This window comes from Streptomyces sp. NPDC000880 (genome assembly GCF_053599675.1).
The window spans coordinates 18,891-30,467 of record NZ_JBSFMS010000093.1 but is presented as its reverse complement, the minus strand read 5'-3'; the positions used below and the strand labels follow the sequence as shown (position 1 = coordinate 30,467).

Here is an 11,577-nt window from a genome sequence, read left to right as displayed (position 1 = left end):
GCGGGCTCCCCTTCGCGGCGGTGCGGGTCGTGGGCGCCCCCGGGGTGGCCGAGGTCCGCGCCGCCGCGGGCGAGCCTTGGCTGCGGCCCTACGTCCTGCTCTGGCTCGCCGAGTACGAAGGCGCGGACCCCGAGGACGCCGCCGACGTCCTCACCCGCGCGGAAGCGACCTGGCTCTGGGTGGACACCGCGGCGGCCGTCGCCGACCACGGCGAGCCCCAGCTGCTGCTGCGCCATCTCGACTCCGCGGTGCAGGGCACGGTCCCGGCGCTGCTCGAAGAGGTCCGCGCCGGGGGCCACCCCCGCACCGTCCAGGTCCTGGTCGCCCTGGCCGCCGCGCACCCGGACCCGGCTCTGGCCAAGGCCGTACGCAGGGCGGCGTTCCAGGTGCACACCGGAGACGCCTAGCCCGGGCGACGGCGAGCCGGTTCCTCAATCTCCCCCAGACTTCGTCCGGGGGACCCCCACGGGTTTGAAATCAAGCCCATGAGGCGATTGAGGACCACGCGCGGGACGCGAGCGAGGCTAAGACTCCGCCCCCGGCGTGTACGTGCCGAAGCTCCACACATTGCCCTCGACGTCACGCGCCATGTAGTCGCGCGCGCCGTAGTCCTGGTCGGTCGGCGGCATCACGATGTCCGCCCCGCGCTCCACCGCCCTGCCGTGGTGTGCGTCGACATCGTCGACATGGACGAACACCCCCACCGGACCGGCGTCCTTCATCAGCTTGTCGAACTCGCTGCCGGTGCCCTTGCTGCCCAGCATCACCATGCCGTTGCCAAAGGTCAGCTCGGCGTGCACGACCCTGCCCGCCTCGTCCTCGTACACCGCGCGCTCGGTGAAGCCGAAGGCCTCGGTGAGCTGTTTGATCGCAGCCTTCGCGTCCGCGTACAGCAGCGTCGGACAGATGCTTGGAGACTCCGACATCTCGATCACTCCTTCATGCTCGACGGTTGAATGTGATCTGCGTCTCAGTCTCGCAGCCGCCACTGACACTCAGCGGAAGGTGTCGCACTGGGCCATGTCGCCCGTATCAGCCCGGTGGACCCTGCCCTTTTTGTCGTGATGACATCGCTACGCTCCGCGCCTGATCAGGAGCTGCGCCTGGCGTCGCCACTGAAGCGGCCGGGAAAGCCGGCGCAAAACCACTTGCACGGCCCCGCTAGACTGGCCGGTATGGCAATTCTCCTTGCGCATTAGACGGCGTCGAAGCTCCCACGCCCGTCCCTTCCGCCGTCCATACCGCCCTGGAGTCTTTCCGTGATCACCACTTCCGGCGTCGAGTTGCGCGCAGGCGCCCGCGTCCTCATCGAGTCCGCTTCCTTCCGTATCGCCAAAGGCGACCGCATCGGGCTGGTAGGACGCAATGGAGCGGGCAAGACCACCCTCACCAAATGCCTGGCGGGCGAAGGCATCCCCGCCGCCGGCACCATCACCCGCTCCGGCGAGGTCGGCTACCTCCCGCAGGACCCGCGCACCGGCGACCTCGACATCCTCGCCCGCGACCGGATCCTCTCCGCCCGCGACCTCGACTCCGTGCTGAAGAAGATGCGCGAGAACGAGGACCGGATGGCGAACGGCAAGGGCGCCACCCGCGAGAAGGCGATGAAGAAGTACGAGCGCCTGGAGACGGAGTTCCTCACCAAGGGCGGTTACGCCGCCGAGGCCGAGGCCGCCACCATCGCCGCCGCGCTCGGACTGCCCGACCGGGTCCTCGGTCAGCCGCTGCATACGCTCTCCGGCGGTCAGCGCCGCCGCGTCGAGCTCGCCCGCATCCTCTTCTCGGACGCCGACACCCTGCTCCTCGACGAGCCGACCAACCACCTCGACGCCGACTCGATCGTCTGGCTGCGCGACTACCTCAGGACCTACCGCGGCGGCTTCATCGTCATCTCCCACGACGTCGACCTCGTCGAGACGGTCGTCAACAAGGTCTTCTACCTCGACGCCAACCGCTCCACGATCGACATCTACAACATGGGCTGGAAGCTCTACCAGCAGCAGCGCGAGGCCGACGAGAAGCGCCGCAAGCGCGAGCGGCAGAACGCCGAGAAGAAGGCCGCCGCCCTCAACTCGCAGGCCGACAAGATGCGGGCCAAGGCCACCAAGACCGTGGCCGCGCAGAACATGGCCAAGCGGGCCGAGCGGCTGCTCGCCGGTCTCGAAGAGGTCCGGGCCTCCGACAAGGTCGCCAAGTTGCGCTTCCCGGAGCCCGCGCCCTGCGGCAAGACCCCGCTGACCGCGGAGGGCCTGTCCAAGTCGTACGGCTCACTCGAAATCTTCACCGATGTGGATCTCGCCATCGACAAGGGCTCCCGGGTCGTCATCCTCGGCCTCAACGGAGCGGGCAAGACGACCCTGCTGCGGCTGCTCGCCGGAGTGGAGAAGCCGGACACCGGGGCGGTCACCCCTGGCCACGGCCTCAAGCTCGGCTACTACGCCCAGGAGCACGAGACCCTCGACCCGGACCGCACGGTCCTGGAGAACATGCGCTCCTCCGCGCCCGACCTCGATCTTGTCGACGTGCGCAAGACGCTCGGCTCGTTCCTGTTCTCCGGGGACGACGTCAACAAGCCGGCCGGGGTTCTCTCCGGCGGTGAGAAGACGCGCCTCGCACTGGCCACGCTGGTCGTCTCGTCCGCGAATGTCCTGCTTCTCGACGAGCCCACCAACAACCTCGACCCGGCCAGCCGCGAGGAGATCCTCGGCGCGCTGCGCACCTACAAGGGCGCGGTCATCCTCGTCACGCACGACGAGGGAGCGGTCGAGGCGCTCGAGCCGGAGCGCATCATCCTGCTGCCGGACGGGGTCGAGGACCTGTGGGGCGCGGACTACGCGGACCTGGTGGCGCTCGCCTGACCCGGCTCGTTCCGGTCCGGACCGGTGCTGATCCACTCCGTATGGATCATTCGGCTTACGGGTGATCCATCATCTGAGTGAGTGCGTCTCGTACCACGGCGTGGCACCGAGCGGATCCTCTCCATTGGGTGTCGGGCCGCGCCTGTCTCCCCGGCGCGTCGCTGACCTGCTATTTCTGGCGGCAACCCGCTCGGACGTGCGAACACGAGCGTGCGGAATGAGGAATTCCGGTCGTGGCGGCCGCTTGGTGCGCGGCAAAGCTTGTCGCACGGACCTTGCCGAATGGGTGGCCAGGAAGCCCCCGAGGGGTGATCATGAGAGTCCAGAGCGCACTTCCCATGAGGAGGCACGGGTGGCCGAGACTCTGAAGAAGGGCAGCCGGGTTACCGGCGCCGCGCGCGACAAGCTCGCGGCAGACCTGAAGAAGAAGTACGACTCCGGTGCGAGCATCCGGGCGTTGGCCGAAGAGACCGGCCGCTCCTACGGATTCGTCCACCGGATGCTCAGCGAGTCCGGAGTCACGCTTCGGGGACGCGGCGGAGCGACGCGAGGCAAGAAGGCCGCTACGGCCTGACGGCCGGGCTCCTTCGGTCCACCGGTTTCCACGGTGGCCACCCGGTCGGTCGCAGGGTCGGCCGGGTGGTTACTGTGCAGTCACTTATTTTCGTCAGCACTGACTGCACCCGAAGCCGGAGGCGCCCCATGACTTCGCTCGACTCTGTGCTCGACAAGGACGGCGTACGGCTCACCGTCGAGGATGCGGTTGCCACGGTAACCCTGACCAACCCGGGCAAGCGCAACGCCCAATCTCCCGCTCTGTGGCGGGCGTTGGCGCAGGCGGGTCGGTCGCTGCCGGGCAATGTGCGGGTCGTCGTGCTGCGCGGCGAGGGCAAGTCCTTCTCCGCCGGTCTCGACCGGCAGGCGTTCACGCCCGAGGGCTTCGACGGCGAGCCGTCCTTCCTCGACCTCGCACGCGGCTCCGACACGGAGCTCGACGCGGTCATCGCCGAGTACCAGGAAGCGTTCACCTGGTGGCGCCGTAGTGACATCGTCACGATCGCGGCCGTCCAGGGTCATGCGATCGGTGCCGGATTCCAGCTCGCCCTCGCCTGCGACTTCCGGGTCGTCGCGCAGGACGTGCAGTTCGCGATGCGCGAGACCAGCCTCGGGCTCGTCCCCGACCTCACCGGCACGCACCCGCTGGTGTCGCTCGTCGGCTACGCCCGCGCGCTGGAGATCTGCGCGACGGGCCGCTTTGTGCACGCGGATGAGGCCGAGCGCACCGGCCTTGCCAACCTCGTCGTGCCCACGGACGAACTCGACAGTGCGGTCCGGGACTTGGCGGGTGCGCTGCTCGCGGCGCCACGGGACGCGGTCATCGAGACGAAGGCCTTGCTGCAGGGTGTGAGCGAGCGTTCGTACGAGGAGCAGCGCATCGCGGAGCGGGCGGCGCAGGCGCGCCGACTGCGCGACCTCGCGGGCATCGGGGACTGATCCCTGCCGTCTGCCCCGCTTCCGCCGCTTCCCCCGCTTTCCCCTTCAGGCCGAGACCGAGCTGACCAGTACCGCCACCGGGCGGCCGTCCGCGAGCGCCGTCGTCACCGCCTCGCGGACCGCCCGGACCACCTCCAGCGGGCGGTGGCCGCTCGCCGTCGCCACCTCGACGCGTACATGGTCGGGCGCGAGATGCACCGCCGTGCCCAGGGTGGCCGTCAGATGCGCGACACCCGGGACCCTGGACGCCGCCGTGCCCGCCGGCTCCGTCGGGGCGGCGGCCCGTACCTCGGTTGGGGGAGCGGGGGTCACGATTTCCGGAACGGCGTCCAGCAGCTCCGTCACCCGTAGATCCACCTCCGCAACCTCCAGATCCAGCTGCTCCGCCGCGGCCGTGAACAGCACGGTGCGCAGCGCGGACGCGGTAGCGGGCAGCGGGTCCCGCGCCACGGCCGCGAAATCCGCCTCAATCCGCAGCGGCCCCGGCGGCAGCGCGCTCGGCGGGGCGGGCACGGCGGGAGCAGTCGTCGCACCGGGATCCACCAGCGCCAGCCTGAGCCGACCGGGAACCACCCCCGGCACCTCGGCTGCCGCCCGCCGCAGCACCGCCTCGGCCGCCCGCTCCGCCAGCCAGGCCCCGTCAGCCGCTCCGCCCAGTGGAAGCAGCCTGCCGAGCCCCAGCCGTCGCCTTACCGCATCAGCAGTGGTCATTACTCCAGCCTGCCGCATCTCCGGCGCAAAATGGGGCAAATGCACTTAATGTGGGCAGCAGAGTCTCCGTCACGCCCCCCGGAAAGGGAGTCCCCACCGCCCGGAAAGGACCCACGGCCATGACCGAAACCTCTCAGCGAAACCGTCCCGAGAATTCTGGCGGCGAGCCGTCCGGCTCGGGCGAGGTGCCCAGGAGGACCTCAGTGGCCAAGCGCGGGGGCGGCGATCCCGCGTCCCGTGGCCGTACCACGATCGCCGACGGGGTGGTCGAGAAGATCGCCGGCCTCGCCGCCCGCGATGTGCTCGGCGTCCACGCGATGGGCAGCGGCCTCTCCCGCACCTTCGGCGCGGTCCGCGACCGGGTGCCCGGCGGCACCAGCAGGTCCAGTGCCACCCGCGGGGTGAAGTCCGAGGTCGGCGAGGTACAGACGGCCCTCGACCTGGAGATCGTCGTCGACTACGGCGTCTCCATCACCGACGTCGCCGGCGCCGTCCGCGAGAACGTCATCTCCGCTGTGGAACGTATGACAGGACTCGAAGTCGTCGAGGTCAATATCGCGGTCAGCGATGTGAAGCTGCCCGATGAGGAAGAGGACGAGCCGGAGCCGCGTCTCCAGTAGAGGAGCCCACGATGAGCATGACCGTGGTCGGCCTGTTGGCCGGCATGGCACTCGGCTTCGCCGGATACTTCGGCGGATTTGGTGCATTTCTACTCGTCGCCGCATTGGGGGCGGTCGGCTTTATGGCGGGCCGGCTCCTCGACGGCGACATGGAACCCGGCGACTTCTTCCGCAGTCGCGATCGCGGCGACCGGCGGCGGTGACACGCCGTGGCCGCTGGGGATCCCCCCACCGGAGACAGGGGGAGTGTCGCAGTCGCCGAGCGCGGAGCCACCACGATCGCCGACCGGGTGGTGGCGAAGATCGCCGCGCAGGCGGCGCGGGAGGCGCTCGACGGCGTGCCCGCGGGCGGCGCGCCGCCCCGTGCCACGGTCACGGTGCACCATGACGCCGCCCGCGTGCGCATCAGCCTGGAACTCGACTACCCCTCCGAAATCGGAGGTCAGTGCGGTGCCGTGCGTCACCGAGTCGCCGAGCGGGTAAAGGCGTTGGCGGGGATGGATGTGCCCGAGGTGGCCGTGCAGGTCGAACGGCTGCACTCGGTGCACTCGCGCAGGGCGGCACAGGGGAGGATCCGATGAGCGAGCCCGTACGGCCCGTACTCGATCTGGACCAGTCGGCGTCGGCCGCGGCGTACCAGCCGTCTGCGGCGACGGACGACGGCGACGGCGGCAAGGCCGGGCGCTTCTGGTCCGCGCGTCGGGTGCCGGCCGGGCTGCTGGCCCTGGTGGTGCTCGGCGGCGCGGGGCTGCTGCTGTACGACATCGCGGCGGTACGGGCCGACCGCCCCGCCATGCACTGGCGCCGCGCCCTCGCGGCGGACCTCGCGAAGTGGCGGGTGGACGAGTTGGGGGTGCTGGCGGCCGCGGTGGCCGCGATGGTCCTCGGCGTCTGCCTGATCGTCATCGCCGTCACGCCCGGACTGCGGGCGCTGCTGCCGATGCGCCGCGACACCGCGTCCGTACGAGCCGGTCTCGACCGGGAGGCCGCGGCGCTCGTGCTCCGGGACCGGGCCATGGAGGTGTCCGGGGTGCAGTCCGCGAGCGTACGGATGGGGCGTACGAAGGTCTCGGTGCGGGCGCTGTCCCACTTCCGCGAACTCGACGACGTCCGCGCTGACCTGGACGCGGCGCTGGGCGCAGGCATCAGGGAACTCGGCCTTGCCAGGCCGCCCGCCCTGACCGTGCACGTTCGCCGGCCGCCGGCGAAGAAGAGGTGAGGCCGGATGCTTCGGGTGATCAATCGCGTACTGCTCGGCGTCGCCGGGCTGGTGCTGCTGTGCGGGGGCGGCGCGGTGCTCGCCGCGGGGGCGGGGTGGCCGGTGCCGTCCTGGTGGCCGTGGGACGGGCCGAGCGATGTGCTGCTGAGCGAGGCGGACCGGGACCGCTGGCGCGACGAGGGCTGGTGGTGGCCCGCGGTCATCGCGGGACTCGCGGTGCTGTTGCTCCTGGCACTGTGGTGGCTGCTCGCCCAACTTCGGCGCCCCCGGCTGACGGAGGTTCTCGTCGACAGCGGCGACGGCGAGGGCGCGCTGCTGCGGGGCCGCGCGCTGGAGGGCGTGCTGGAGGGCGGGGCGCAATCCCTGGACGGCGTGTCCCGCGCGCATGTGACGCTGACGGGCCGCCGGAACGCGCCCGAGGCGCAGGTGGGCCTGCTCCTTGAACCGCACGCGTCACCGGGTGAGACGCTGACGCGTCTTGCGGAGGAGGCGGTGGGGCAGGCGCGAGACTCTGCGGGCCTAACGGTGCTGCCGGCGGAGGTCCGCTTGCGGGCGGCGAAGCACCGGGCGCAGAGGGTGAGTTGAGGGGGCGCCGGGGCTCCGCCCCGGAACCCTGAAGGTTGAACCGCGGGGACACGCGGCGTACGACGAAGGCCCCGCCCACCGGGCCGTGCCGGCGGTGAGAGGCCGGGGCACCCACGTCCCGCGGGGGCGCGGGGGCTCCGCCCAGCGGGCCGTACCCGGCGGCGGCGCTCACCGCACCGCGGCGAAAACCGACCCCGCACCCTCCTGCGCCGACTCAGAAGCCGTGTCGCGCGCCGCCGTCCACCGGGAGCATCACGCCCGTCAAGTACGACGCCGCCGGCGACAGCAGGAACGCCGCCACGTTGCCGAACTCCTCCGGCGTGCCGTAGCGCCGCAGCGGGATGCGGGACTCGTTCGCCGTGCGGGCCGCGTCCGCGTCGCCCGAGAGCGCGTCGAGTTCGCGGACGCGGTCCGTGTCGATGCGGGACGGGAGCAGGCCCACGACCCGGATGCCCTGCGGGCCCAGCTCGTCCGAGAGGGACTTCGCGAAGCCGGCCAGGCCCGGACGCAGACCGTTGGAGATCGTCAGGCCCGGGATCGGCTCATGGACCGAGCCGGACAGGACGAAGCCGATGACACCGCCCTCGCCGAGCGCCGCGGCCGCCGTGCGGGCCAGTCGTACCGCGCCCAGGAACACCGTCTCGAACGCCATCAGCCATTGCTCGTCCGTGTTGTCCGCCGCGAACCCCGGCGGCGGGCCGCCCACGCTGATGAGAATGCCGTCGAAGCGGCCGAAGTGCGCCCGCGCCGCGGCGACAAGGCGCTCCGCTCCCTCCGGGTCGCCGTTGTCCGAGGCGATGCCCACCGCGTTCGGGCCGAGTTCTTCGGCGGCGTCCGCGACGGACTTCGCGTCGCGGCCGGTGATGACGACCTTCGCGCCGTCCGCGACCAGCGCCCGCGCTCCGGCATTGCCCAACCCCCGCGACGCACCTGTGACGACGTAAACGCGGTCCTTCAATCCAAGATCCATGGCCCTATTATCCTGCCGTCTCCTCCCGGCTCAGCGCGAGGGCCGAGTTCGCCAGCGCGATATGGCTGAACGCCTGCGGAAAGTTCCCGAGCTGGCAACGGGCCACCGGGTCGTACTCCTCGGCGAGCAGCCCGACGTCGTTGCGCAGGAGGAGCAGCCGCTCGAAGAGCTCCCGCGCCTCCTTCACCCGCCCCGTCATCCGCAGCGCGTCCACCAGCCAGAACGAGCAGGCCAGAAACGCCCCTTCACCTCCGGGCAGTCCGTCGATCGCCCTGCCCTCGGTGCTGTAGCGGCGTACGAGAGCGCCGTTGGCCCCCAGCTCGTCCCGTACCGCGTCCACTGTCCCGATCACCCGCGGATCCTCTGGCGGCAGGAATCCGACCCGCGGAATGAGCAGCGCCGCAGCGTCGAGTTCGTCGGAGCCGTAGAACTGCGTGAAGGCGTTCCGCTGCGGGTCGTACCCCTCCTCGCAGACCTCCTGGTGCACCTCGTCCCGCATCGCCCGCCACCGGTCCGCGTCGCCGTGCAACGACGGATTCGCCTCCAGGGTGCGCACCGCACGGTCCGCCGCCACCCACGCCATCACCTTGGAATGCACGAAGTGGCGCCGCGGGCCCCGCACTTCCCACAGCCCCTCGTCCGGCTCGCGCCACTTGGACTCCAGGAAGCCGAGCAGGCTGAGCTGCAGATTCCAGACGTGCTTCTCCGCGGGCAGACCCGCCTGCCGCGCCACGTAGAGGGAGTCCATGACCTCTCCGTACACATCGAGCTGCAGCTGCTCCACGGCCTTGTTGCCGATGCGGACCGGCATGGAGCCCGCGTAGCCGGACAGCCACGGCAGCTCGGTCTCGGGCAGCCGGCGCTCGCCCGCCAGCCCGTACATGATCTGCAGGTCCGCCGGGTCGCCGGCCACCGCGCGGAGCAGCCAGTCACGCCAGGCCTTCGCCTCGTCCAGATAGCCGGCAGTCAGCAGTGCGCCAAGCGTGAGAGTGGAGTCGCGCAGCCAGCAGTAGCGGTAGTCCCAGTTGCGTACGCCGCCGAGCTCTTCCGGCAGGGAGGTGGTGGGCGCGGCGACGATCCCGCCGGTCGGGGCGTAGGTGAGCGCCTTGAGGGTGATCAGCGAGCGGACGATTGCCTCGCGGTACTGGCCCTCGCTCGCGCAGTCCGAGGACCACGCGGCCCAGTCCTCCAGGCTGTTCTCCAGCGCTTCGTAGGGGTCGATGAGCTCCGGCCGAGGCATGTGCGAGGGATACCAGGTCAGGACGAACGCGACCTTCTCGCCCGCGCCGACCGTGAACGCCGAGCGGGTGCTGAACTGCTGACCCCACGTCTTGACGTTCGGCTCGCTGCGCAGCCATACGGAGTCGGGACCGGCGACCGCCACCCGGTGGCCGTCCGCGCGCCGCATCCACGGCACGATGGAGCCGTAGTCGAAGCGAATCCGCAGGACGGCGCTCATCTCGACCGTGCCGCTGACGCCCTCCACGATCCGCATGACATCGGGGGTCGTGTCGCGCTGCGGCATGAAGTCGATGACCTTGGCCCTGCCGGTGCGCGTCTCCCACACCGACTCCAGGACGAGCGAGTCGCCGATGTAACGGCGGCTGGTGCAAAGGCCCGCGCCCTTCGGGGCGATCCGCCAGTGACCGTTCTCCTCGTCGCCGACCAGCGCGGCGAAGCAGGCCGCCGAGTCGAAGCGGGGCAGGCACAGCCAGTCGATGGAGCCGTCCTTGCCGACCAGCGCGGCGGACTGCAGATCGCCGATGAGGGCGTAGTCCTCGATGCGTAACGTCACGCAGTGGCGTGTTCCCGCCCCGCGCGGGGGTTAAGCAGCCGCGGCCCGCGCCACGGGCGGCTGCTAAGCCGCGGCCCGCGCAACGGCCGGCTGCTAGACCGTCGCCGGGGCGGGCTGCGGGGCGTCCTGCGCCGCAGCGGCCTCGCGGTCGCGCTTCTCACGCCGTACGAGGATCACCCAGCCGACGGGTACCGCAGCCGTGAAGAGCCACCACTGGACGGCGTACGCCATGTGCGCGCCGATGGAGCTGTGGTCGGGGTCCGGGATCAGTTCGGGGCTGCTGCCGGCGGGCTCGGGCGCGGTCTGCTCCAGATAGCCGCCGAGCACGGTCCGGCCCAGCGCCTTGGCCTGATGCGCGCTGCTGATCAGCATGACCTGGCGGGGCGGCAGACCGGCCAGGTCCTTGATACCGCTGGCCTTCGTCGTCTCGTCGGCCTTGAGTCGGCCGGTGACGGTCACGGTGCCCTTGGGGGCGGGCGGCACGGAGGGGAACGCTCGCTGGTCGGCTGCGGCCGGGATCCAGCCGCGGTTGATCAGGACCGCCCGGCCGTCGGCCAGGATCAGCGGGGTCAGTACATGGAAGCCGACCTGGTCGTCGGCGGAGGTGCGGCGGCGTACGACGACTTCGTGCGCGGTGTCGTAGCTGCCGGTGGCGGTGACCTGCCGCCAGTAGTCGGCGCGCGGGACGGTGTGCCCGGGGGAGGTGAGCTCGGTCACGGGGACGGGCTTCGCCTCGAGGTTCTTGGCGATCAGGGTGTTCTGCGCTACCCGCTGCTGGTGCCGGTGGAACTGCCAGAAGCCCAGCTCGATCATCGTGGGGATGAGCACGAGACCGATGAGGGTGAGGATCACCCACTGGCGGGACAACAGGAAGCGGTACACGGTTTCGACCGTACCCGTTGCGGCCCGCGGCCCGGACGGGGGGTCCACGTCCGGGCCGCAGGCCACGCTGTCGCGGGGACAACTGACCCCGCTCGCAAGGTCACCCGGTCTACCGCGGATCATCCCCGGGCGGCGGGGACCCGGAGCACGTCGTGCCGCGGCATGGGTCTCGACGACCGGGCTGCGGCCCGGTCACACCCTGTCGACGACCCCGGCCCTCCCTTCTGCGCGGGCGCAGTGGGCTCCGCAGTACCAATGGCCGTCGGCCTCGACGCCCTGGCCGATGATCTGGACGCGGCAGTGCTCGCAGATGGGCGCCATGCGATGGATGGCGCAGGAGAACGAATCAAATACGTGCCGCGCACCGTCCTGGGTCTCTACATAGAACGCCAGGTCGTAGTCGTTTCCGCATACCTCACAACGTGTCATGCGCCACAGGGTGG

The 11,577-nt window shown here is 70.9% G+C and carries 14 protein-coding genes and 1 pseudogene; 9 read left to right on the top strand and 6 right to left on the bottom strand.

The window, feature by feature from the left end; genetic code table 11:
- Positions 1-407: pseudogene (locus ACWDO5_RS25525) on the top strand (hypothetical protein); the annotation flags it as partial.
- Positions 408-524: 117 nt separating this feature from the next.
- Here the strand turns inward: ACWDO5_RS25525 and ACWDO5_RS25520 are convergent.
- The gene (locus ACWDO5_RS25520) at positions 525-926 is read right to left on the bottom strand and encodes a VOC family protein (RefSeq protein ID WP_450532685.1); all 402 of its coding nucleotides are present in this window, start codon (positions 924-926) and stop codon (positions 525-527) included.
- Between the two features lie 333 nt (positions 927-1,259).
- Here ACWDO5_RS25520 and ACWDO5_RS25515 point away from each other — a divergent pair, with 333 nt between their 5' ends.
- From ACWDO5_RS25515 to ACWDO5_RS25505, 3 genes are all read left to right on the top strand, one after another.
- Positions 1,260-2,858: an ABC-F family ATP-binding cassette domain-containing protein gene (locus ACWDO5_RS25515; protein WP_450532684.1), complete on the top strand. Its 1,599-nt coding sequence runs from the start codon at positions 1,260-1,262 to the stop codon at positions 2,856-2,858.
- Between the two features lie 352 nt (positions 2,859-3,210).
- Positions 3,211-3,432, top strand: a complete 222-nt coding sequence (locus tag ACWDO5_RS25510; RefSeq protein WP_018518904.1) for a helix-turn-helix domain-containing protein — start codon at positions 3,211-3,213, stop codon at positions 3,430-3,432.
- Positions 3,433-3,560: 128 nt separating this feature from the next.
- A complete protein-coding gene (locus ACWDO5_RS25505; protein ID WP_450532683.1) occupies positions 3,561-4,352 on the top strand; it encodes an enoyl-CoA hydratase/isomerase family protein in 792 nt (263 codons plus the stop codon).
- Positions 4,353-4,397: 45 nt separating this feature from the next.
- On the opposite strand, the gene ACWDO5_RS25500 is transcribed toward ACWDO5_RS25505, so the two are convergent.
- Positions 4,398-5,063 carry a hypothetical protein gene (locus ACWDO5_RS25500; protein WP_450532682.1) on the bottom strand — a complete coding sequence of 222 codons (666 nt, stop codon included), beginning with the start codon at positions 5,061-5,063 and terminating at the stop codon, positions 4,398-4,400.
- A 119-nt stretch (positions 5,064-5,182) separates the two neighbouring features.
- Here ACWDO5_RS25500 and ACWDO5_RS25495 point away from each other — a divergent pair, with 119 nt between their 5' ends.
- Genes ACWDO5_RS25495 through amaP form a run of 5 tightly spaced genes read left to right on the top strand, consistent with a single transcriptional unit; the run spans position 5,183 to position 7,487 of the window.
- A complete protein-coding gene (locus tag ACWDO5_RS25495; RefSeq protein ID WP_450532681.1) occupies positions 5,183-5,683 on the top strand; it encodes an Asp23/Gls24 family envelope stress response protein in 501 nt (166 codons plus the stop codon).
- Positions 5,684-5,694: 11 nt separating this feature from the next.
- Positions 5,695-5,886 carry a hypothetical protein gene (locus ACWDO5_RS25490; protein ID WP_450532680.1) on the top strand — a complete coding sequence of 64 codons (192 nt, stop codon included), beginning with the start codon at positions 5,695-5,697 and terminating at the stop codon, positions 5,884-5,886.
- A 6-nt stretch (positions 5,887-5,892) separates the two neighbouring features.
- A complete protein-coding gene (locus ACWDO5_RS25485; RefSeq protein ID WP_450532679.1) occupies positions 5,893-6,264 on the top strand; it encodes a hypothetical protein in 372 nt (123 codons plus the stop codon).
- On the top strand, positions 6,261-6,902 hold the full coding sequence (locus tag ACWDO5_RS25480; protein WP_450532678.1) for a DUF6286 domain-containing protein: 642 nt from the start codon (positions 6,261-6,263) through the stop codon (positions 6,900-6,902). The genes ACWDO5_RS25485 and ACWDO5_RS25480 overlap by 4 nt, the downstream gene beginning before the upstream one ends.
- 6 nt (positions 6,903-6,908) lie before the next feature.
- The gene (amaP, locus tag ACWDO5_RS25475) at positions 6,909-7,487 is read left to right on the top strand and encodes an alkaline shock response membrane anchor protein AmaP (protein WP_450532677.1); all 579 of its coding nucleotides are present in this window, start codon (positions 6,909-6,911) and stop codon (positions 7,485-7,487) included.
- Positions 7,488-7,701: 214 nt separating this feature from the next.
- Here the strand turns inward: amaP and ACWDO5_RS25470 are convergent, their stop codons facing one another.
- The 4 genes from ACWDO5_RS25470 to ACWDO5_RS25455 form a co-directional block, all read right to left on the bottom strand.
- The gene (locus ACWDO5_RS25470; protein WP_450532676.1) at positions 7,702-8,457 is read right to left on the bottom strand and encodes an SDR family oxidoreductase; all 756 of its coding nucleotides are present in this window, start codon (positions 8,455-8,457) and stop codon (positions 7,702-7,704) included.
- A 7-nt stretch (positions 8,458-8,464) separates the two neighbouring features.
- The gene (locus ACWDO5_RS25465; RefSeq protein ID WP_450532675.1) at positions 8,465-10,252 is read right to left on the bottom strand and encodes a glycoside hydrolase family 15 protein; all 1,788 of its coding nucleotides are present in this window, start codon (positions 10,250-10,252) and stop codon (positions 8,465-8,467) included.
- A 93-nt stretch (positions 10,253-10,345) separates the two neighbouring features.
- The gene (locus ACWDO5_RS25460) at positions 10,346-11,134 is read right to left on the bottom strand and encodes an SURF1 family cytochrome oxidase biogenesis protein (RefSeq protein ID WP_450532674.1); all 789 of its coding nucleotides are present in this window, start codon (positions 11,132-11,134) and stop codon (positions 10,346-10,348) included.
- A gap of 192 nt (positions 11,135-11,326) precedes the next feature.
- A complete protein-coding gene (locus ACWDO5_RS25455; RefSeq protein ID WP_450532673.1) occupies positions 11,327-11,563 on the bottom strand; it encodes a hypothetical protein in 237 nt (78 codons plus the stop codon).
- Positions 11,564-11,577: the final 14 nt, after the last annotated feature.

Coding starts and splice junctions, on each gene's coding strand:
- amaP (WP_450532677.1), top strand. CDS start 6,909: ATGCTTCGGGTGATCAATCGCGTACTGCTCGGCGTCGCCGGGCTGGTG.
- ACWDO5_RS25520 (WP_450532685.1), bottom strand. CDS start 926: ATGTCGGAGTCTCCAAGCATCTGTCCGACGCTGCTGTACGCGGACGCG.
- ACWDO5_RS25505 (WP_450532683.1), top strand. CDS start 3,561: ATGACTTCGCTCGACTCTGTGCTCGACAAGGACGGCGTACGGCTCACC.
- ACWDO5_RS25480 (WP_450532678.1), top strand. CDS start 6,261: ATGAGCGAGCCCGTACGGCCCGTACTCGATCTGGACCAGTCGGCGTCG.
- ACWDO5_RS25500 (WP_450532682.1), bottom strand. CDS start 5,063: ATGACCACTGCTGATGCGGTAAGGCGACGGCTGGGGCTCGGCAGGCTG.
- ACWDO5_RS25470 (WP_450532676.1), bottom strand. CDS start 8,457: ATGGATCTTGGATTGAAGGACCGCGTTTACGTCGTCACAGGTGCGTCG.
- ACWDO5_RS25490 (WP_450532680.1), top strand. CDS start 5,695: ATGAGCATGACCGTGGTCGGCCTGTTGGCCGGCATGGCACTCGGCTTC.
- ACWDO5_RS25455 (WP_450532673.1), bottom strand. CDS start 11,563: ATGACACGTTGTGAGGTATGCGGAAACGACTACGACCTGGCGTTCTAT.
- ACWDO5_RS25495 (WP_450532681.1), top strand. CDS start 5,183: ATGACCGAAACCTCTCAGCGAAACCGTCCCGAGAATTCTGGCGGCGAG.